The following is a 20,856-nucleotide window of genomic DNA, read 5'->3' on the forward strand; positions in this document are numbered from 1 at the left end:
GTTAATAACAACAAATATTATATAAAATAAGATAAAAAGCACATTAGCTATTTATTAACCTATCAATCTTTCGATTAGTAATGATTAAAACATTATATTTGTGACAGTGTAACAAATTAATTATTCTAATAAATTTATCACAAAACCTTTGTTTTGAATATTATTATAAATAAAGTTAATTAAAATAAATTTTTATAGTTCACAGTAAAGTCAGTTTAAAGATTAACTATTGGAATTTATCTATTCTTACATCATTGTAATGTTCATAAATAAGATTAGCTAAATAATGATATAATCAATTGAAATTAAAATGAAAACTTAAGAGCAAAATAACGGAATGAAAAACGATCAAATACAGCCTACTTTTTACTTCCATGATTATGTGATTATTTAAATAATATCATGTTTTTAAATAAATTAAATTCAAAGTAAAAATAAATATGTACGCAAAAATGTACACACTTTTGATTGTAAAATATGCTATCATTTTTCCAAAATTCCACATCACTCGTTCACATAAAACTAAAATATTTTTAATCTCATGATAACAATCAAATACACTATACCAATTTATGTGAGAACAGAGCCCGACGATTACGATTTAGAATTATCGGGCGAATGCTACATAATCAACAGTCAAGACGATCATAACTACGTGTTCTATCAAAATGATAAAACTATGTTTGATATTGCAGATTTTGTGATGTTGTCTGATGCTGTAGAGTATTGTAAGCTGAAGATCGATAGGATGGTTGTTAGCTCAATTGCGGCTTATCTGGATAATTGATATTTGGCGCTTGATTAACATCAATACGATTTAGTAATGCACGATATTTTTTCCATTTAGCAAATAGCTCAGTTTCTTCATTAGTCGCTATATCTGTATCAATGGCATCTTGTAAATAACTGATTTGAATTGTTGCTTCAGCAATAAGCTGATTTTTCTTAGCTAAAGCTTGATTGACTTCATATTGATGTTGTTTCTCAGCGTTTAACACCCATTTTTCACCATTCCAGACATCAAATTCACTGACTGGTTTTAAGTTGGTATAACCTTCAGGAATGTCACCAACCTCTTGCATAGTCGTTTCTGTACCTGTTTCGGTAGAGTAGATTGTGGTACCACGTAAATCTTTAGGGTAAGTCCATTTTTGGCCATTGTGTATAATGGCTTGATTATCTTTAACGTTTTTCGGTGCGTCTAAATAAGCATTAGCCGGTAAGCCAACACCCGTTGGTAAATATTGATAGGTGGCTTGTAAAAATTCGCCTTTAGCATCAACATTATAAACGATTGCCCAGCCAGCGGTGATGGTTAGACCATTTTTATCTAATACGGCTGATGCAGGTTGTAATTCATATTTCATTATTTTCTCCTTTATTCTGCTTTAACGATATACATAAATGCGATATTGCGGGGGCGGTTTTCATTAGCTGTTGCTACAACTCGTGATGCGTCGAATGTTACCCCGCCCACACTGCCTACGTCTATATGCGCAGGCGAATGATCAGCGTGTTTTTCAAAATATCTAAATGCGCCAGTGGCCACGGGAGATGCTCCAAATGACTCGGAAATCGGCGATAATTCACCGTAAATGTTACGAATAGCGTCATCCTGATAACTTAAAATAGCCCTGTTTGGGTCTAATCCTCGACCATTGTCTTTACCTCGAATAAAAACGCCTCGCAAATCTGGTAATGATCCTGATGGGTACGCAGCAGCCAATTTGGGGAATTGATTTTTATCGAACCACGATCCATTACACTCAAGCCATCCTGACGGTGGTTTATTAGTTGGATATGGTAATGGAACACCAACAGGGATATAATTAGAAACATTGGCTGTGGTGATAACCTCATAAAACGGCTGTTTAAAATCGGGATTTGAGCAACGATAGAAAACCCTCGGCGTTTTACCCTGAACGACAGCTAGTTTTTCAACTGACCAACCTTTAGTCCAAGCTGGATAAACAACGAGGCTGGCTGAGTCGTTTCGATTTTGAAATTCGGATAGATCGGGGTAAGCAGTTGTTCGAGTTGCATAACATCCTCCGAGCAATGTCTCATCTGGATTTTCTAACTGTGCACCTGTAAATGAGCCAATCCCGTAATCGCTTGTTTTTAATACTGATTTATTGTTAATTTTAACATCGTCAATACTTGGAAAATTCCAAGAGTTTGTTGTTGAGTTATATACTAATTTACTCAGCCATTGTTTTTTTTCTGCATCATAGAACATGCACGAGTAATTATCGCCGAGCGTTCTCAACACAATTAGATTTTCACTATCAGTATATCTGTGTTTTATTCCGAATTCTGACAAAATCAGTTGCCCAGACATCGTATCACCAGTTTTTTTTACCGCTCCGCTGACAAACTCTTTAATTGCGGTAGCAAGTTGGTTATGCTTTGATTTATCAAGCGTAAAACCTGCTGATTCAATTGCGTTAGCAATCTCTTCTTGAATTGCATCACAATACAAATAATCTAGTTGCGTTGCTGGTGTTCCTGTTTGAGGATTCCCTCTTGTAAAACCATTTTTACCTGTTCCAAATTTATCTCTTTGGGCGGTTGATGTGTCGATTCTATGCATTTATTGCTCCGTATTTAAAAATTACATAAGTATGTGATGGGCATAATTTTTCAATTATGCATTCGATTTGTTTATCACCCCACGCTCTCAAATGTGAATCGCACTCATCATTACAAGTCATTTCTGTTATTTGGTAGTTGTGAGGTATATTTATAATCCAGTAATAACGCCAATGCTCATCGTATAGATAGTCTTGGCATGTCGATTCACATGTAAAAATATCATTGTTATAATTAGTAATAGTGGCATCTAAATAGCTGTTGGCATGCAAGACTTGCAAAAAAAACTCTTTGTTTATGCCACCAATTAAATTTATTTTAGAATCTAAACGATTTCGACGAGTGGTCAATGTTTGAACCTCAGAGGGATAACAACTATCAGGTAATCCGCAAATTTGCTCATATCTATTTATAAGTTCTGTCGTCGTTTTTGGATTGACTTCTTGCATTAAATCATCTAATCGAACATGAGTTTTTGATAGTGATAATGCTAGTGATAAAAGTATCGGCTCTGATTTATCCCATGCTGGTCCATAGGGCAATAAGTGCCCGACCATACTTTGATATTGTTTTTCTAAATCCATCTAATTCCCCCGAAGACAGCTACCTGGTTTTTATCAATAAAAATATCTTTATTGGGGTAAACTAATTCATGAGCGTACTCACCGAATGATGAACTAATAATTTCGCTAATACGTGATCTAAATAGTGTTGATTGAGGTTTACCATCACGCAACAAAAAATCTTTCAATTCAGCTTCTATCTGATAACGAATTTCTGGATTATCCGGTGTGACCATAATTTCAAAATTAATGGGTTTCAGTACAGGCGAAAAAACAATTAGCATCGAGCCGGCAACGGGTGCTAATGGCTCAATATATTTTTTGACATGTTGAATTGTGGTATTGTCTAAAACTGGGTTGACAGGATCATTATTTGCAACCATTAAACCAACGCTGCCTACACCAGCCCAGTGACGGTAGCACCAAGATCGTGTAACACCGTGAACCTCTTTTGCCCACTGAACATAATCTTGATCGGCGCCGCTTTGAGGAGTGTAATACCACCTATCAATAACTCGTTTTCTAAAAGATTCTAAATCCTCAACATCAGTACCTGACTCAATAGAATCAGCAAAACAAGTTGATGATAATCCAGTAACGGGAGTTATCAGTGACATACTTGTGCCATCATCGCAATTACCTTTTTTCCCTAACTCGTCACATACCACTGGCACTCTTAAAACATTATTGGCTGATGTTGTTGTTTGCGTAACTGTATACATGCACTGATCAACTTGGCGCCTGACTTTTTGGTCTTTGGTGATAACTATTCCGTCCGCAACTTCATCAAATCGAATATAACCAACAGCAGGGTTAGGTTGTTTTCTATAGCAACGCTTCATATTGCCATGTCTAATTAACCAATCTTCATCGGCTTGGTCCGGTAAAATATTTTTTGCCATGTTTTCAATGTAACCCAATAATACATGAGTTGCTCCTGCAATAACTCGTCCATATACTTCTGGATCATTACGACGCAATGAAATTAATTCATCATCAACAGCAAGACGCGCATATAAATCATTGCGTATAGTTGTGATTAAATCCGGTAATGTTGGCCTTGAAAATCCACTAAACATTAATATCACTCCATAAGTTGTCAAACCTAAACACCTCATTGCGCCCATCTTTTTTGTAAATATTGATAGTAGCAACTAAAACGGTTAAATCAGTTCGCATTACTGAAACATCTATCCGAGACGCTATCCCATCATCAATCATCCATTGCACCGCTTCTTTTATATAAATTTTTGCAAAGTTTGCTGTTTGGTTGGTTAATTTTGAGCGAGCTAATAAATAAAGGCGTGATCCGATTTTGTCATTTGCTATACTAGGGTATGAATCGCCCCACCAGCCGTAAGGGTGTTCTGATTCATCGCTGGTATTTTTTCGGCGAAAGGTGAATAAAGAAATGATTAAAGCTCTATAAAGCGACTTTGTATGTGATGACATTGAAATCAATCTGTCATTAACGTTTATAAACATTATTAAACTCACGTAATAAGGAATAAAAATGAAAAAATTATCTCTGTTAGCTTTAGTTTTATTAGCGAGTTCAGCAAGCGCTGAGCAAAAAGAACTATCGTTAACAGCTAAACAGTTTGATAAAGGAGTAAAAAAATACTTCAACACAATTCCACAATGCGCAGAAATTAAAGTAGATGAATTGCATTTAATAAATGATGGTGCAAACGGTTATCAAGAATTCAAGCTAGGTAACGTTACGTTAACTGTAGTATTGAAGATTAGCGAAAAAGATAAATTAACCAATATTCAAATAACATCTACTAGTAATGCAAAAAATGAACAAGCACGGCAAGGTATGTTGTGCTCTACATATTCTGTTATGAGAATGTTACAACCTAAACTAGCATCTAAAGACGATGCATTAAAACAAGCTGGGCATCTGTGGACATTAGCAAAAGAGGCTCCTTTTGAAATGACATATTATTTTGACAGAATAAAAGCACAATTTACCCCGTTTGAGTTAAATGTTTACACAAACTAACTCATTTTTTGATTTGGATTGAGTGTAACAGTATTCGTTTCGTTATGTGTATGACCATTATAAATGATTCTGATATTTGAAATAGTGCTAGTTTTATCCTCTATCTCTCCTGATGATTTCAATGATGGTGTATTAAATTGTGTTCCTGATGCTGCGCTGACAACTAAATTTTTAGTATTTAGTTCTATGGCATCATCAGCATTCAAAATAAATCGTTTAGTTTTTATATTGATTTCATTATTACGATTAAAAATAATGTAATCACCTTCATCGGTATAAATTGCTACTTCACCTTTTTTTAGTGATGTAATACGATAGCGACGGTCACCAGATACTAAAACTACACCATGCGATTTATCTCCGTCCAAAAATAATGCCACAGCTTCCGCTCCGTCAAGCGGACGTGAAGTAAAGCCATATGGCTCTATATGCTCAACATCACTTTTTTGTTCACCGCCTGACATTTTGATTTGCAATGTTTGGCATTTACTAGCGCTATTACTAAATGTGATATAGCCTCTGGACACAAGATTCATTATTTTATTGAGAACTTTACGCATTAGAATACCTCACCAGTGTTAGATTTTTTCCCTTTTTCCCCTTTTTTCTTGGTTTTCTTCTTATCAGGTAAATAAGCTTCGATTGGCCCTACTTTTAATTCACATAACGTTCCTCGACTGCTTAAGCTGTATTTAACTTCGGCTATAACCAGCTTTTCATTATCATAACCCAGTAGTGGATCATCAACGACAACCATTTGATTTGGTTTCCATAAAGTTCCATCACCTTGTCGCCATCCTTGAACCGTATATGTAACTTCTCTAGTTTTGCTGGCTCTCAAAGTCTTTTCCATCTCACAACGTTCTTGACATGTGCCATTATTTGAATCGCCAGATTGTTTAATAATTAGAGGACGATATCTTAAAATGCCTTCATCCTTAGACGAGGATTTAATAGATGCTAACGTTGCTTCACCAAAATTTTGATCATCACTGACACTTTGACCTGATACAAAATAATCAGAATACCTATCTTTAATACTCTTTTCTGTATCCGCAGACAAAATATTAGCCCCTAAAACTAGTGCTGTTTTTGCTTCATCTGAACCTATATCACCAATAACCACTTGCCCATGCTCATCATCAAATACGACTATTTGTTGCATGCCCATTATTTTGCTAATGACATCAAAAACGGTATCACCTTGATCCGCCTGAACACTAAGCGATCCAGCATCATCACCTTGCTTATTGACATTTAATTTAAACGGTTTGACTAAGTCTTGAATAACTTGAATAGTTGAACTGCCACTATATTGTTTTGGCACGGCACTACAATCAACACAATCAGCCGTTTTGCTTCTGCCGACTATACCCATTGATAACGCCCCTGCATCATATCGAATTGGCAATGCTTCAACGTAGCCCGTTAAAACTACATCATCATCGATAAACACTTCCACTAAATCGCCGTTTTTCACATCAATATTCGTTTCTGAATTATCTCCAGATGATGGCCATTGCCTAGTTATAGTGACATTAAAGTCACGAGCTAGACGCTCAATACCAGCCGAAATGCTCACATCAGTCCAGCCACCAAAATACTTACGATTAACTTTCAAAAAAACTTTACTTTGATTCATGGTTTAGGTACTCGTAGCTCTTTAACAGGAATAAAACCAGGATGAAGAATGTTATTGCGAATTGATATATCATCACAACGTGTAGCATTGTTGTAGAGGTAGTGAGCTAAAACTATATCAGGCAAAACTTCATTAGGAATATAAGTAATTGTTTTTTCTATTTTAATTAAACGTGCATTGATATCTTGGTTAACAGCAGCTTTTAATTTCGTTAGCGCAATGAATAAACCATCATGCTCAGTTCGTGATAATTCCTTATCAAAAGATTCGTTAATAGACTCTTTAATATCCAGCAAATCATCAAATGAAATTGTATTATTTTTTTCAACTGTTGATGATGTTGATACAGAAGAGCTTATTATGCTAGCAGTTGAATGACTATCTGATGACGCATGATCTAAAGAATTATCTTTTTTACCTTTTGTTGATTCTAATGCTACTGGAGCAAAAGCTTGTTTTCTTTTGTCTTCAACTTGTTTCGGCAATGATGAGATTATTCGAGATGCTTCTGTTAACGCTGTAACTCGAATCGCTGTATTAATTAAATTTTGATTTTTCTTTCTTTTTTTGGTGGATTTACTATCAGTTGACCAAATGGCACCTGGTAAAATACGTTTTATAAATGATACACCATTAAACACTTTTACTCTTGCTATCAACCCATTTATAGAATTTGAAAATTTTGTAGCACTATTCCAAACATTTTTAATTGAGTTGATAATTGATGAACCTCCAGCACCAAGAATTGGTGACAAATCACCATTTAAAATTTTAACCGCATCATTAACATACGGAGTTATCGAATTATAAGCATCAGCTATGTCATTTAAAATTGACATAGTGTCATCAAGAATACTATTCTGTACAAAGTCAGGAGCATCGATTAAGTCAAAATCTTCAAACGCATCTAATAGCTCTTGATCAACATTATCAGCATTTTCATCAACCACATCATCAGTAGCTATAGAAGAATCAGGGAATATTAACTCGCCAGCCTCAACAAATGAAAATGAAATAACACTCATTCGTCCATTTTCAACAGAATTGCTGACAGTTGCTGTGCCAACTATATTGACATTAAGTTCACCTAAAATCGGGTGTATTAATGTTCCTGCTCCCTCTTCTTCAATTGCCTCTATCAATTTTTCGGCTTGTTCTTTGTGGTCGTCACCAACAACAAAAGCATCAATTTTATTTTTACGAGCTGAACGTCCGATATCTTCTGTATACGGCACATCTCTAAATGGGTATTCATGTGTTTGATTTCGCCGACCAAATTCTGATGATGTACCGCTAACTTGAAACGGTACACCTCGAAAACTAGCTGGTAGTAAGTTACTGAACCAGCTAAAGTTCATAAAGCTTACAAAACTCATTAATTCCCCCTAAAGTTAGCGTATGGACTCCATCCAACATCGGTTTTAGTATTAAAGCCTGATGCTTGTTTTGTCTCTTTTACTATTGTACCTTCTGGTGCATTTTCAAATTTAACAACTAGTTCACCTTTCCTATTACTATTTGTATTGTTATTTGAAAAGTTATTTAGTGGCATTTGTGGTACTTGATAATACGGATAAGCAACCATTGGTTTTGTCATTTCTTTCGGTAAGCTTTCTGTATTAATTTTGACGTTTACTTCTTTTTCATCATCGCCAAAAAGATAATCCCATGCATCAATTAGAGGTTGAATGCCTGATTTAACCTTATCCCAAAGCCCTTTAAAGAAATTTTCAACGCTTTTCCACATTTTTGGTATAGCGTCACCAGCATTTTTAAATGGCACAATAAATACATCAATAATCGGCATTACATAAGGCTTGATAAATTCCCAGAGGTCACTAAAAAATTTAGTCACAGTTTCCCATGATTTTGCAATTGCTGTACCTCCAGCTTTGAAAGTTGCTATAAAGAAATCAATAATAGGCATAACAAATGGTTTGATAAATTCCCATAACCCATTAAAAAACTTACTAACAGCACCCCAAGCATTCACAATGAAAGAAGCACTAGCTTTGAAAGTTGCTATAAAGAAATCAATAATAGGCATTACGTAAGGCTTAATAACACCCCAAAGCCATTGAAAAAACTTAACTATGTCATTCCAGTATGTGATGATTAATGTTGCTGCTATAGCAATACCTGTCATAATAAAACCAATTGGGTTCATCGCCATCACTGCATTTAAAGCAATAGATGCAACTCGAACAATTTTAAACGCATTTGATAGAGCTATTTGTGCAAATGTAAATAGTTTTGTTGCCAAAGTAACACCTTTTAATACCCCGTTAAAAAGAGTGAAAGATGTCGATAACATACCAACAATAATATTCACACCAGCCATAACAACACGAAGACCAATTAATCCAGCGACAGCCATTGCAACCATTTTTACTAGTTCAGGGTTTTTCTGAATAAAATCACCGAATGAAACAATTAGTGGTTGCATTTGTGTTAGTAGCTCAGTAACTACCGGTAATAAGGCATCACCGATTGCTAAGCTAACATTAGTTAATGCATTATTAAAAAGCTGTAGTTTATTTGCGGTCGTGTTTGAACGTGACTCATATTCTTTCTGCATTGAACCAGCATATAGTGATGAATCACCGACACGTTTAAAGTTTTCCTTTAATAACTCCATATTATTGAGTAATGGTGATATCGCAGCGACACTTTCTTTTCCAAATAATACTGTTAAAGCTGCTGACTGCCGATCTTTAGATACTTTACCCAGCGATTCAAGTATCGACATTATTGTCCCTTGCGCATCTTTCTGCATTCCTTTGGCTATTTCGGTTGATGTGAAACCTAATTGTTGTAATGCCTTTTGCTGCTTCGCGGTCGCCGCTTTACCTGATGTCAACGTCAACATAAAGTTTTTAATACCAGTTGCAGCCTGATCGGTATTAGTACCTGTTGCGATAATTGTTGAGCTTAACGCAGCTAATTTATCTGCACTGACACCAGATGTTGCTGCAAGTGTCCCCATTCTTGTAACTACATCTGAAATATCTTTGGCTTTTGCATTCTGTGTGTTGCTCAATAAATTGATCTTATCGGATAGCCCAACAACTTCTTTTTGAGTAAGATTTAAAGCTGTTCGCCAAGTAGCCATGGTACTACCAGCCTCTTCAGCTGATGTATCAAAAGCGATACCCATTTTTACGGCATCTTCGGCAAACTGTTTTAAATCTTCTTTGGGTATACCTGCTTGTCCTCCTGCGGCAACAATGGCACCAATATCTTTGGCTGCCATTGGTAATGTTAAAGACATTTCACGAATATCTTGGCCCATTTGTTTAAATTGTTCTGGCGTATCAAAGTCAACGACTTTTCTGATATCAGCCATTACTTCCTCATACGCCATTGCATCTTTTACCCCTTTAACAAACGGCGCAGAAATAGCCACACCAGTTATAGCATCTTTTAAGCCAAGTTTGCCAAAACCTGATTTGTTCATTTTTTTTTGAAACTTTTCAAGTTTGCCTTTCATGGTATTTAATTGAGGCGACAATTTATCAACACATGTCACAACTGCTTTTAAGTTAAAGCCTGCCATTTATGATTCCTTGCTATTTTCTATGCGGTTTGCTTGTTCACATAGTTCAAAAACATCGGATAGTGAACGTTCTTCAATGATATAAAAGGGGGAAAGTTGCCAATATTTTGCGAGGTCAAAACACAAATTTATTAGATATTCGATTGTTATTATTCCGTTTTCGGTTCCTCCGGTGTATTCTCCATCTTCTCCTTTGGGCCAAAGAACATCATAATTTCACCCGTGATCATTAAAAAATCGTAAGGTGTAAGTTGCTCAACGGAGCTTGGCGTAACGTTACCCAGAGCAACAATGTAATCAGCCACCTTTTTAGGGTCACCAATCATATTGCTATCAAAAGGGAATCCCAATTTTTTGATATCTTTGACTGTTGGCTCTTTTAATTCAAGCACATGTAACTCATTGCCGTGAGCCATAATAGGCTGTGATAATTTAATTTCTTTCATTATTGATAAAATCCTTCTTCACCGTGAAACTCGATTTCTGCTGTGCCTTCTTCTGCATTGTGATTAACCTCGCCTGAAACCCATGCATTAGATAAAACGTATACTTTGCCATTGGCTAATTCTGCTGTAACCGTCATTGAGTCACTCGAAACCAATTTATCGATTGGGAAATCATTTGGCACTTTAAATGTTCCTTTGATATATGGTGCTCGAAACGTTTCTTTATAGTGGACGCTATTATCTAAACCGATAACGCTTTCTTTAACATTGGTATTCATCGGTACTTCAATGCCCCCTGTTAATGACAGTTGTGTAGAGTCAACTTTGATGTAAGTTGTTCCAGCTATACGTCGTTGTGTCATTAGTTTTTCTCCTCTGGATATTGCAATCTAAACTGTGCTAAAACAGCAAAAACACGTAATTGATTAACGAGATCAGGTGGAAATAACACATCCAGACGATTTGGATCGTTAACATTACGTTCAACAATTAAGTTCTTTTTAAATAAATCAAAGTTCTCTACTAAGCCTAATAATTCTAACTGACGATAAGTTGCATTGATTTCCGCCTTAGCTACCGCTGGCGTAATTATTGCCTGCCCTGCACCGAACCTTGTTCCGTCATTGGCTAGTTTGTGTCGTGGATATTTCGATGTGATCACACTGCGTAATTTACGTAATACATAAGCGAGTGTATGAAGTGTTTCACTATCAAGATAGCTATTATCCGCAATACCATAACTATTACGTTGGTATGTCGTGATATCTCTCTGAATTAATAAATTACCACTTGAAACATATGCAGTTGCAATACCATGACTTAATAATGATTGCTGTTCTGTTAGTGTAAATTGATTGCTATCAGATGCAGGCAATGCACCATTTAGTAATCCTGTTTGTGTTGGTCGAGCCGGATCATTACGAATAAATATAGCATTGCGAGCAGTTCGCATTGCAATTAGTTCATCGATGCTTGTTTGAATTGTTTTCTCATAACCTGCAACAGTTATATGCTGATAATTTAATTTATCACCAAATTCGATAAGTTCGGATAAGTCACCTTTTTTAGCTGTATATGTATGTCCATATAATTGTCGTGCATAACTCCAACGTCCTGTAGTATCATCCATTTCATGATTGAATGTTGCCAAAGATGATAAGTCGTTAAATGGAAATGCGATAAAATCAAGCAGCTTGTCACCCATAGCAGCAATAACTGGTGTTAAATCTGGAGTACCAGTTCCTCCATTCATTTGAGTAATAACAATATTTAAACCGTCTGGGGTTTCTTCTCCACCGATTGTTCCATAATAATTAAAGCATAAAGGAATATCGTTACCACTCAATCCTTTGTGTTTTGCTGTTAGTGTTATTGTGCTATTGGATAAGCTTGCCGTAACAGGTAAATCAGGGTTGGCATTAATCGTATTATGCAATCCATTTGCTATGGCTTCTGCGGTATCAGAAACGGTTACTCGTGATTGAATTTTACTATTACCGATATAGAGACTTAATGTCCCTGTTTCTTCTGCTGTTCCTGATATTTGGATAGTGCCAGTTGCATTCGAGCCAGCAGTTGGTTCATCTACAGCAATAACAAAAAGCTCACCAAAATTATCGATATTACGATAAGCTTCAACCATTCTAGATAATTGACTACCTCTCCCTGCAATTTTTTTAGCGTGATCAGCGGTTGGCATAATAATTAATTTATTACGTTCTATTGAACTTTCAACCAATGAATAAGCAATAATTAATGACGCTCCACTATCCTGAATTGTATTTGCAGCAGATGAATCCACTTCTGCATAAAATAACGGAACTTTTATATTGCCGGGAATATTGTTAAAACTAATTGTCATTTTTAATTACCTTTTTTTCTTGTTTTACTTTGATGTTCGTGATTTCTACAACATCATTATTTGCTAGTCGTCTAGCCCAGTACTGGTTAAACTCAACGTTACGACCGCTTACTGGTAAATAATCCCCATTATCTGGATCATATACCCTCTTATCACTCACTGGTTTAATTAACATTATTGTCCTCATAGATATTATTGTGTTCAAAATTAACGGTTACCATTGAATCCTGTTCATTAATAGCCCCTGAACAGGTATCAAACTTACCAATGTTTAATGGGTTATACATCGGAGTGTTATCAGGGTTATTTGGATCGGGTTGATAATCAGGATCTGTTATTGGGTTATCAATAGCGTTTAAATCAAAATATTGTCGAGTATCATCAAACCCTACTTCACGCACTGAACTAAAATTAAATTGATAAAAAATTCTCCCTCGATCTAAATCAAGTAAATCACCACCATCATATTGAATAGGATAATGCGCAGGTGAAGGTTCATAACCCAGCAATGCTCGCCAAAGTTCGGTTTTTATGTTTTCGACAATGTCGTATGCTTCGTGTTGTCCTCGCTCATCAAGTGGCTTTAATACAACAATAACCCCAAACCCCTCAGTCACATTTTGCCAATAGTCAGTTTGTGACTTGTTATCTTCTGCTCTATCATCAAGCGGAACCACATAAGCGGCAGGTAATTTTAAAAATGCTGTATCTTTAATAGCTGAAAATTCAGCAGCTCCCCCAACACGACCTTCAAAGCTAGGGCTAAAATGGCGCAATGTGTGGACGATATGTGATAATTTCATTGTTTAACCTGCTTCATTGAGTTGACTAGCTCTTTAGCTAGCGTGTATTTACTCCATGATGATTCGGTATTTAATGCATCAATCATGAAGTTACCCCTCGGCGCAATACGCCAAGGCGTTCCACCTGAGTCCCCTTTTTTATGGCTTTTACCACGTTTTGCATTACGTCTAACACCATAAAACAAAAATGCTGGATAGTATGGACCCATCAGTTTTTCCATGTTGTTGCCACCTTTAACGTTAGGCATCACTATTACCATTAAACCTGGACGTCTTGATGTAGGACGAGGCACTTTATAACCAATAGAGCGACTCAACTTACCACTTTGATATCCAGGATATTCGCCATTTTTGGACACCAGTTTTTTACTAACTAATGCTCTTGATGTTGCTTGAATTTTTCGACCGATTTTGACAAAAGTTTTCCGTACTTTTTTTCGATCAAGTTCTGCAACTTCGGTTAATTTAAAATCAACATGAACGTTATAATCATTCATTGATAGCAAACTCCTCACATTCAAGTAGAAGATATTTTTTTAACTGATCTAACCAACGACATCGTTTAACTCGGTAAACCGAACCGCTCCATACAATTTCACAATCAACAGATATTGGCATCCCGTCATTAGCTATTACTTCAAAATAATGGGTGATAATATTGTTGGTCTGAATTGAATCAAAATAAGTTGCTGAATTGGGTTGTGTAACTTTAGCCCATTTGTAAAACCCGTTTGTGTATTTTGGGTCTATATCACTAAAACCAGTGGGAATGTCAAATCTACGGCGGATTAATATCTTTTGGTTTCGTTTACCAGCCGATCTAATCATATTGGTATATACCTATAGGAGTTTAATAAGGCATTAAAGCCAAGAGGAATAGAATATAACTGCTCATTAGTAACATCTTCACGTTGTTGATACCAATACCCCACAGCCAATAGAATGGCAATTTTTACATCTGGCTCAACTAACATAGCTGATTGAGATGCACCATCAGGGATTTTATCCTCATAAAATATACGATTTGTATAATTCTGCGCTCTACTAATTGCAGCCTTTAAATATATATTTAATAAATTATCTTCATCATCATTATCAATGCGACATTGATTTTTGATTTCATCTAACGTTGGGAATTTATATGTTAGAGTAGACATAAAAACCTCTAAGCCCTTTATTTAATAAAGGGCATTGTTAACGAATTACGCTTTTCTCGTCGTTGGGGTGTTTACGGTTAATAGTTTAATAGCATTACTATCATGTAGCATTGAACCCACACGCTTAGTAGTGTAAAAACCAACAAAAGGCTTTTTAGTGTATGGGTCACGTAACATGCGAATACCGATGCGATCAAAGATATAGAAACCACGCTTAAAGTTTCCGAACGCAATTGGTGCTTTGTCTGACACATCACCGATATCTGGCATTTGCTCGTTTTCAGCTACAGCAAAACCAGATAGTAATGACGGTTGACCTACTTGCAATCCTGGTTGCCAAATGTAATTACCCTTATCATCTTTCAATAAACGCACAGCTAATAATGATTGATTATTTAGCATGAATTTAGAGCCAGCGCGATACGGTTTACGTAGGCTGTAGATGAGGCTAACAATATCATCTGCGGATATTGCTGCAGCACCTGCTGTGATTTTTTGTAATTTACCCCAGTCGCGTTCTTTATCCTTTTTGTCATCAGTATCGTAGGATAAAAATCCTTTTGGTTTTTTAACGCCATTACCTACAGTGAACGCCTCTTCTTCTTTCTCTGCAAATTCGGTGGTTAATTCACTAGTAATAAATGATTCAACATTAAAAAATGCATCATCTAACATGGTTTGTGTCGCATGTGGATTACCGTAGATTTCACCCCAAACAGGTGCCAATATACTCAGTTTAGGCGTGCCTGTTTCTGAACGCTCCTCTGTTTCTCCAACCCAGCCAGAAGCGATGCCACCCTCATTGACTAATTTTTTCCAATCTGGTGTACCAACAGTTATAACAGTACATTCTTGACGCATCACGACTTCATTACGCAATGATGATAGAATGTCAGTATTCAATTCCTCTGGTAATGCAAAACCACCGTCAGCATCAACACCAATTTGCATTGCTTTATGTTCTAGTTCGGCTAATCCTTGTTCGTCACCTTTACGAATAAACTTGGCAAACGCTTCTTTATGTGCTGACGCATTTTTATTACCGCCATTCGGTCGCTTAATTTCTTTTAGTTCATTTTCTAATGATGTTTTTAAATTATCTAACTCTGATAATTTACCGTTTAATGTTTCAACCTGACCTGCTAATGCGGCTTTTTCTTGCGCGATACCTGCTAAACGTTGGTCATTTGCAGATTTAAATTGCTCAAATTGTTGTTTAAGTTCTTCCGCGACCTGTGTTACATCTTTTTGATCTACTGCCATAATATATTTAATCTCCTAATTGAAAATTGATTTTAAAATATTTAATGCGTTTTCTTCGCTATTACTAACATCTCGCTGTTTTAGTGAAGAGTATCCCTCAGACATAAACGCCTTTGCCTGAGTTCTGGAGAGTCCAACGTCGCGCAGTACTCGTTCAATTTCTTTTGGTGGCGGTATATCACCACTTTCAAAAATGCTTTTTACGTTATCAATCCTTGCTTCATCGTTGGCAGGGAACGTGACAACGGAAACCTCCCAAAGGTCAATATCCTTTAAAATGAATGCGGATTTTTCCTTGTCATAATCATAATCGTTTAATATGTAGCCAATTGATAACCCAGATAATGATTTTGCTTTCATATGGGCATGTGCTCGTTTTGCGAGTGGATCATCATCGATTAATAACTGCCCCTCAAGGTATAATCCGTTATCGTCCTCAACCATTTTTGTGTAATAGCCGATAGGTTCGTCCATTTTGTGCTGCCAAAGCAGAGCTGGTAATCGTCCTTTTTCTTTCCACTTATTAAGTGAATTTGTAAACGCGCCCTTAATCACTATGTCTGAATAGCTATCTTTCACACCAAAAACCGATCCGTAGCCTGTAAATGCACCAGAATCACTGATTGATTTAATTTCGAATGGTATATCCAGTCTCTTTTTATTTACCATTATTGTTATCCTGTGGTTTAGTAGTCATATTCATTGGCGTTAAATAAACGTCTCCACCTTCTCTCGGGTTGCGTTCCTCTAAATCTCGGCATTCGTTCGGTGACAAAATCCCCCAATTAATACCCGTTGCATAAGATTCATAACGAGATTTCATATCGCCACGTAATAAAGCTCCTACATTGAATTTGGCATAAAACTGCCCTCGCTTTTCTTTATTAACAAGACCCAAATTTATGCGCTGTTCAATACGGGTTAGATACGGTACTAATGAGTAGTTAACAAATCCCATACCGAGGTTTTCAATATTATTAAATGTAGCCCTATCGGTGTTTTGCAGCATGTGTAGTGGCACGCGGAATATTCGGCATATTTCCTCAAGTTGGAATTTACGAGTTTCAAGGAATTGCGCGTCTTCCGCTGACATACTGATGTTATTCCATTGAAGCCCCATTTCTAAGATCATGGGTTTATGAGCGTTAGACAATCCTTGATGTTGTTCTTGAAAATTTTCTTTTAGCCGTTTGTAGGCTTCATCCGTTAAGGTTTGGTCCGTTTGTAACACCCCGCTGGATACAGCACCATTGCTAAATAAACGTGCCCCGTGTTCCTCTGTTGCTAATCCAAGCCCTATAGCTTGACGAGCGTAGCTAATTGGGCTTAATCCGACTAACGAATCGGTTGTAAATGTGCGAACGTGCCAAATTTCGTCTTGCGATAATACATCACAGGAGCCGTCAGGAAATGTTACCTGGTAAACAGGATTCCAATTTTCATCAAGTTTGGGCTGCACGCTATTAGGTAAAAGCGGCAACAACTCAACAACTTCACCTAATGCTTTAACTTTATACGCATAAAAATTACCACGTAAACAAAGGCTAGCAATTAAATACTCCCAAAATTCCTGAGGTGTCATATAGTCATTGGGTGCGGTGTATAAAAGTGAATATAATCTTTCCTTTGGAGCTTTTACTCGTCCGCTATCTGTTGATTTATATAGAAAACAGGGTAACATTCCTACCGATTCAGCTAATACACGGACACAACCGAATACTGCTGTTAATTTCATAGCCATTGCTGGACTAACTTTACGCCCACTGTAGGTATCAACTGAAAAACCTATGTAATCAGTAAGTTCTTGCCGACTAATAGAATTTTGTTTACGTTTAAAAATTTTAAATAGATTCATAGTGTCCGTATTCCGACGTTTAAGATATGATCTGAAAGGTTGCCTATTTGTTCTTGCATTTCATCAGCACAACCCCTTGCCATTGCAAGTGAAACAACGCCATCAATGCGACCTGTGCTTTTCCTTTTTGCAAAGACCTTGTTTTCTTTATTATCAGATTCGAGAACAGCACTAGCAGCATTCCAGCGTAGGCAGGGGTTATATTTGATTATTATGTTATTCTCAGTTATATCTTTTTCTAATAATTCAATTGAGTGTGGCATCCACAACCCAGAATCTTTTGATTTAAAAAATCCCTGCCCGTGCGGTGTCATTTCAATACTCACTGATTCATTATCCAGTGAACGCTGAAAATATTTGATTCTGTAAGGGTCAAAAGCCATTCGAATGATATTAAATTTGGCTGTTAATTCGCCCAGCCGTTGAGCAACAAAATTATAGTCAACAACCCTACCCTCTGTAGCGAATAAATACCCTTGTTTAACCCACGCATCATAAGGAACATGATCCGACTTAGACCTATCTAAAAGTGTTTCTTTTGGCGTCCAAAACTCAGTAAATGCTTTTTTATGTTTTGGAAAGTAAAGGGATAGCGCTGTAAGGTCACGAGTACCAGACAAATCCAACCCAGCATAACAATCCTCACCGAGCAATTCGTCTATATCAAAATCTAGCTCATTAGCCATCCATATATCAGATGCCAACCACGGATTATCAGCCTCAACCCATTGGCAAAAATTAAGGCGTCTGACAATCGACTCTTTAGATGGCATCCCTTTAGCTTGTGTTACTTGTTCACGCAGATATTTATCGGTAAACGTGTGACCTAATGAGGGATTAGCCTTAGCCCAACATGATTCATCATTAAAAGGGTCGTCGCCATCATCCAGCGAACAGATAAAAGAAAAAAACGTATCATCAATTAATGATTGTTCTGCAACCTTTCGCCCGTATTCGTGGTACTCATAGCAAACGCTGGTTTTGTTATGCCCTGAGTTGGTTATCATGAAGATGATTGCCTGAGTTCGCCCTTTTGTTCCAGCTCGCATCATTTCAACGACATTATTAGATTTATGCTCGTGTATTTCATCAATCAATACACAGTGAGGGCGCGGTCCTGATTGTCCATCGTCAGATGATATTGGTCGGAAAAAAGCCCCTTTTCTTAAATAAGTTAAATTCCAAACATTTGGACCTGTACCTGATTTTTTTATTCGGTTAGATAATTCAGGGGATTGATCAACCATAGCAACAGCATCACGAAACAAAATCATAGCCTGATCTTTCTTTGTTGCCGCTGCATAAACTTCCGCGCGAGGTTCTTTATCTGCCATTAAACAATAAAGACCTATACCAGCAGCTAATGGCGACTTACCCGACCCCTTACCTGATTCAATGTAAACCATTCGGAAACGGCGGTAACCATCTAACGTTTTCCAACCAAATATTGAGCCTACAATAAAACATTGCCACGGCAGTAATACAAACGGCTTTCCTTCGTGTTCACCACCATTTAACTTAAGTACTTCCTCAAAGAAATCTGTAGCACGATCAGCAGATTCGGTATCCCAGATTAACCTTTTTTCTTTTGCATTTTTTAAATCATCTAAATGCCGTTTACATGAGTTTCGAATATCGGGACCAGCTAAGATTTTCCCTGATGTTACGTCAATCGCATATTGAGTCGCTTTATCAATCAAAGAATCTGTCGGTTTCGTTTTCTCCTTCTTTGCCATTTACTTTCACCTTTGATCTAGATGCTTGGGTCAAGCCATACTCAATCATCCACGCGCGTAATCTGCGATCAGCATCAGCACGCTGAGTTACTGCAGGATTAGATTTAAGAACTAATTCACCCTGAGTATTAACAACCTGTTGTACTTGTCCGTGTTCATCGATGAGCTTGTCACATTCCAGTATTTCTATGTAACATTTTGTTAAACGCTCAATTGCGATCCCGTCAACAACTGTCAATAAACCCATATCGTTAAGCATGTTACAAAGCCATAAATAAATGCCTTTAGCTTGTTTATTAAAGTGGGGTGGTACATCGGGATAGCCTTCTTTTGGTTTAGGCTCATTATTATTTAGTGGTCGCTTACCAGGATTGCCTGCAACCAATTTAGAGGCTGTTGGTGTTGGTCTTCGACCTGCCATAAGTTCTCCAAAAAAAATATTTCATTTCGCGGTTTTGCGTAAAAAGGAGGGTGGGCGGTTTGGAAGACAAAAAGTTGTAGAAATTTACCACCCCCTCCCTATTATTATGATTTTTAATAACTTGTTATAAATTAACGATTTATTTTTTTACTATCAACCCAGTGCCCACCATAAGGCATACCGTTCACATCGCATCCTATCTCTACCCCTCTATTCTCAATACGTTGTTTAGTGCTTGAGTGATGAGTGCTACATAAACCCTGATAGTTTGATGAATCCCAAAACAGTTTCTGGGCTTTCTTTATCTTGATTGGGTCTTTAGATATTAATGCTGGTTCTAACTTATGGGGGATAATGTGGTCTACTGCTGTAGCTGGTTCATATCTGCCTTGCTTTAAGCACATAGCACAAAACGGGTTACGATGTAGATAGGTTAATCGGGCTTTACGCCATCTAGTATTGTTATATACGTTTATCATGGTAGTTGATTGGTTACTAGATATTCTTTTAATTTGCTATTAGAATCCCATAAAGTCATTGATGGTGTTGTGAAATACCGAATCAAGCTAGCAACACATCTAACCTTGTACTCAGCCATTCTTGTATCACTTTTGTGTATTGATATAGCTGAATCTAGCATTAAATTAACAAAAGCAATTACCTCTTTGGGTAACAGCGAATTACTTATTGCACGATTGCGAGCTTCAATAGCGACGTCTAAAATTGTTTTAAAATTTTGCATTGTACCTCCAATAGCACGTTTCTATTTGAAATAGAAGTGTAAGAACGAATACTGTAACTCTAAGTTGCGAAAACCCTGAGTGTTAGTCCTCAAAACTGAGGAGTGCTTTTTCCCTTAAATTAATAATTGAATTTGTGATTGTTCTTGTAGTTTTTGTATCCTATTTGTTAACTCTGGCTTTTTCTCTTTACCCCATCGCCTTAATAAGCGA

At 36.8% G+C, this 20,856-nt stretch carries 22 protein-coding genes and 3 pseudogenes; 1 reads left to right on the forward strand and 24 read right to left on the reverse strand.

From position 1 onward, the window contains the following. Positions 1 to 755: 755 nt before the first annotated feature. The 5 genes and pseudogenes from B6C99_RS11540 to B6C99_RS11560 form a co-directional block, all read right to left on the reverse strand. A complete protein-coding gene (locus tag B6C99_RS11540) occupies positions 756 to 1,367 on the reverse strand; it encodes a tail fiber assembly protein (protein WP_086359965.1) in 612 nt (203 codons plus the stop codon). A gap of 161 nt (positions 1,368 to 1,528) precedes the next feature. Further along, positions 1,529 to 1,825: pseudogene (locus B6C99_RS13745) on the reverse strand (phage tail protein); the annotation flags it as partial. A 760-nt stretch (positions 1,826 to 2,585) separates the two neighbouring features. Further along, positions 2,586 to 3,176, reverse strand: coding sequence for a putative phage tail protein (locus B6C99_RS11550; RefSeq protein ID WP_086359966.1), 591 nt, complete (start codon positions 3,174 to 3,176; stop codon positions 2,586 to 2,588). Continuing rightward, positions 3,167 to 4,234 carry a baseplate J/gp47 family protein gene (locus B6C99_RS11555; RefSeq protein WP_371265843.1) on the reverse strand — a complete coding sequence of 356 codons (1,068 nt, stop codon included), beginning with the start codon at positions 4,232 to 4,234 and terminating at the stop codon, positions 3,167 to 3,169. Before B6C99_RS11555 ends, B6C99_RS11550 begins: the two co-directional genes overlap by 10 nt. Continuing rightward, positions 4,227 to 4,607 (reverse strand): phage GP46 family protein, encoded by a 381-nt coding sequence (locus tag B6C99_RS11560; protein WP_216819474.1) that lies wholly within the window; start codon positions 4,605 to 4,607, stop codon positions 4,227 to 4,229. The genes B6C99_RS11555 and B6C99_RS11560 overlap by 8 nt, the downstream gene beginning before the upstream one ends. Before the next feature lie 61 nt (positions 4,608 to 4,668). Between B6C99_RS11560 and B6C99_RS11565 the strand changes: the two genes are divergently transcribed. After that, positions 4,669 to 5,163, forward strand: a complete 495-nt coding sequence (locus B6C99_RS11565) for a hypothetical protein (RefSeq protein WP_086359969.1) — start codon at positions 4,669 to 4,671, stop codon at positions 5,161 to 5,163. Here B6C99_RS11565 and B6C99_RS11570 read toward each other — a convergent pair. The 19 genes and pseudogenes from B6C99_RS11570 to B6C99_RS13750 form a co-directional block, all read right to left on the reverse strand. Further along, positions 5,160 to 5,723, reverse strand: coding sequence for a phage baseplate assembly protein V (locus tag B6C99_RS11570; protein ID WP_216819475.1), 564 nt, complete (start codon positions 5,721 to 5,723; stop codon positions 5,160 to 5,162). The two genes, B6C99_RS11565 and B6C99_RS11570, sit on opposite strands and share 4 nt — an antisense overlap. After that, on the reverse strand, positions 5,723 to 6,805 hold the full coding sequence (locus B6C99_RS11575; protein ID WP_086359970.1) for a phage baseplate assembly protein: 1,083 nt from the start codon (positions 6,803 to 6,805) through the stop codon (positions 5,723 to 5,725). The genes B6C99_RS11570 and B6C99_RS11575 overlap by 1 nt, the downstream gene beginning before the upstream one ends. Next, positions 6,802 to 8,181 carry a DNA circularization protein gene (locus B6C99_RS11580; protein WP_086359971.1) on the reverse strand — a complete coding sequence of 460 codons (1,380 nt, stop codon included), beginning with the start codon at positions 8,179 to 8,181 and terminating at the stop codon, positions 6,802 to 6,804. Before B6C99_RS11580 ends, B6C99_RS11575 begins: the two co-directional genes overlap by 4 nt. Further along, positions 8,181 to 10,361 carry a phage tail tape measure protein gene (locus B6C99_RS11585; RefSeq protein WP_086359972.1) on the reverse strand — a complete coding sequence of 727 codons (2,181 nt, stop codon included), beginning with the start codon at positions 10,359 to 10,361 and terminating at the stop codon, positions 8,181 to 8,183. Before B6C99_RS11585 ends, B6C99_RS11580 begins: the two co-directional genes overlap by 1 nt. 149 nt (positions 10,362 to 10,510) lie before the next feature. Next, positions 10,511 to 10,807 carry a phage tail assembly protein gene (locus B6C99_RS11590; RefSeq protein ID WP_086359973.1) on the reverse strand — a complete coding sequence of 99 codons (297 nt, stop codon included), beginning with the start codon at positions 10,805 to 10,807 and terminating at the stop codon, positions 10,511 to 10,513. Next, the gene (locus B6C99_RS11595) at positions 10,807 to 11,169 is read right to left on the reverse strand and encodes a phage tail tube protein (RefSeq protein WP_086359974.1); all 363 of its coding nucleotides are present in this window, start codon (positions 11,167 to 11,169) and stop codon (positions 10,807 to 10,809) included. Before B6C99_RS11595 ends, B6C99_RS11590 begins: the two co-directional genes overlap by 1 nt. Next, a complete protein-coding gene (locus tag B6C99_RS11600) occupies positions 11,169 to 12,668 on the reverse strand; it encodes a phage tail sheath subtilisin-like domain-containing protein (protein WP_086359975.1) in 1,500 nt (499 codons plus the stop codon). Before B6C99_RS11600 ends, B6C99_RS11595 begins: the two co-directional genes overlap by 1 nt. Continuing rightward, complete coding sequence (locus B6C99_RS11605; RefSeq protein ID WP_086359976.1) at positions 12,658 to 12,843, reverse strand: DUF2635 domain-containing protein; 186 nt, start codon at positions 12,841 to 12,843, stop codon at positions 12,658 to 12,660. The genes B6C99_RS11600 and B6C99_RS11605 overlap by 11 nt, the downstream gene beginning before the upstream one ends. A gap of 121 nt (positions 12,844 to 12,964) precedes the next feature. Beyond that, positions 12,965 to 13,471: pseudogene (locus B6C99_RS11610) on the reverse strand (hypothetical protein); the annotation flags it as partial. Continuing rightward, a complete protein-coding gene (locus B6C99_RS11615; protein WP_086359977.1) occupies positions 13,468 to 13,968 on the reverse strand; it encodes a hypothetical protein in 501 nt (166 codons plus the stop codon). The pseudogene B6C99_RS11610 and the gene B6C99_RS11615, both read right to left, overlap by 4 nt. After that, entirely contained in the window at positions 13,961 to 14,299 is a 339-nt protein-coding gene (locus B6C99_RS11620; RefSeq protein ID WP_086359978.1) for a head-tail adaptor protein, read from the reverse strand. The genes B6C99_RS11615 and B6C99_RS11620 overlap by 8 nt, the downstream gene beginning before the upstream one ends. After that, on the reverse strand, positions 14,296 to 14,628 hold the full coding sequence (locus tag B6C99_RS11625; protein ID WP_086359979.1) for a head-tail connector protein: 333 nt from the start codon (positions 14,626 to 14,628) through the stop codon (positions 14,296 to 14,298). Before B6C99_RS11625 ends, B6C99_RS11620 begins: the two co-directional genes overlap by 4 nt. 45 nt (positions 14,629 to 14,673) lie before the next feature. Continuing rightward, positions 14,674 to 15,891: a phage major capsid protein gene (locus tag B6C99_RS11630; protein ID WP_086359980.1), complete on the reverse strand. Its 1,218-nt coding sequence runs from the start codon at positions 15,889 to 15,891 to the stop codon at positions 14,674 to 14,676. Positions 15,892 to 15,906: 15 nt separating this feature from the next. Further along, positions 15,907 to 16,560 (reverse strand): HK97 family phage prohead protease, encoded by a 654-nt coding sequence (locus B6C99_RS11635; RefSeq protein ID WP_086359981.1) that lies wholly within the window; start codon positions 16,558 to 16,560, stop codon positions 15,907 to 15,909. After that, the gene (locus tag B6C99_RS11640; protein WP_086359982.1) at positions 16,550 to 17,746 is read right to left on the reverse strand and encodes a phage portal protein; all 1,197 of its coding nucleotides are present in this window, start codon (positions 17,744 to 17,746) and stop codon (positions 16,550 to 16,552) included. The genes B6C99_RS11635 and B6C99_RS11640 overlap by 11 nt, the downstream gene beginning before the upstream one ends. Beyond that, positions 17,743 to 19,482 (reverse strand): terminase large subunit, encoded by a 1,740-nt coding sequence (locus tag B6C99_RS11645; RefSeq protein WP_086359983.1) that lies wholly within the window; start codon positions 19,480 to 19,482, stop codon positions 17,743 to 17,745. Before B6C99_RS11645 ends, B6C99_RS11640 begins: the two co-directional genes overlap by 4 nt. After that, on the reverse strand, positions 19,439 to 19,903 hold the full coding sequence (locus B6C99_RS11650) for a phage terminase small subunit P27 family (RefSeq protein WP_086359984.1): 465 nt from the start codon (positions 19,901 to 19,903) through the stop codon (positions 19,439 to 19,441). The genes B6C99_RS11645 and B6C99_RS11650 overlap by 44 nt, the downstream gene beginning before the upstream one ends. A gap of 475 nt (positions 19,904 to 20,378) precedes the next feature. After that, positions 20,379 to 20,645: a hypothetical protein gene (locus tag B6C99_RS11660; protein ID WP_086359986.1), complete on the reverse strand. Its 267-nt coding sequence runs from the start codon at positions 20,643 to 20,645 to the stop codon at positions 20,379 to 20,381. A 114-nt stretch (positions 20,646 to 20,759) separates the two neighbouring features. Further along, positions 20,760 to 20,856: pseudogene (locus tag B6C99_RS13750) on the reverse strand (Rha family transcriptional regulator); the annotation flags it as partial.

This window comes from Gilliamella sp. N-G2, from assembly GCF_002142215.1.
Lineage (GTDB): Bacteria > Pseudomonadota > Gammaproteobacteria > Enterobacterales > Orbaceae > Gilliamella.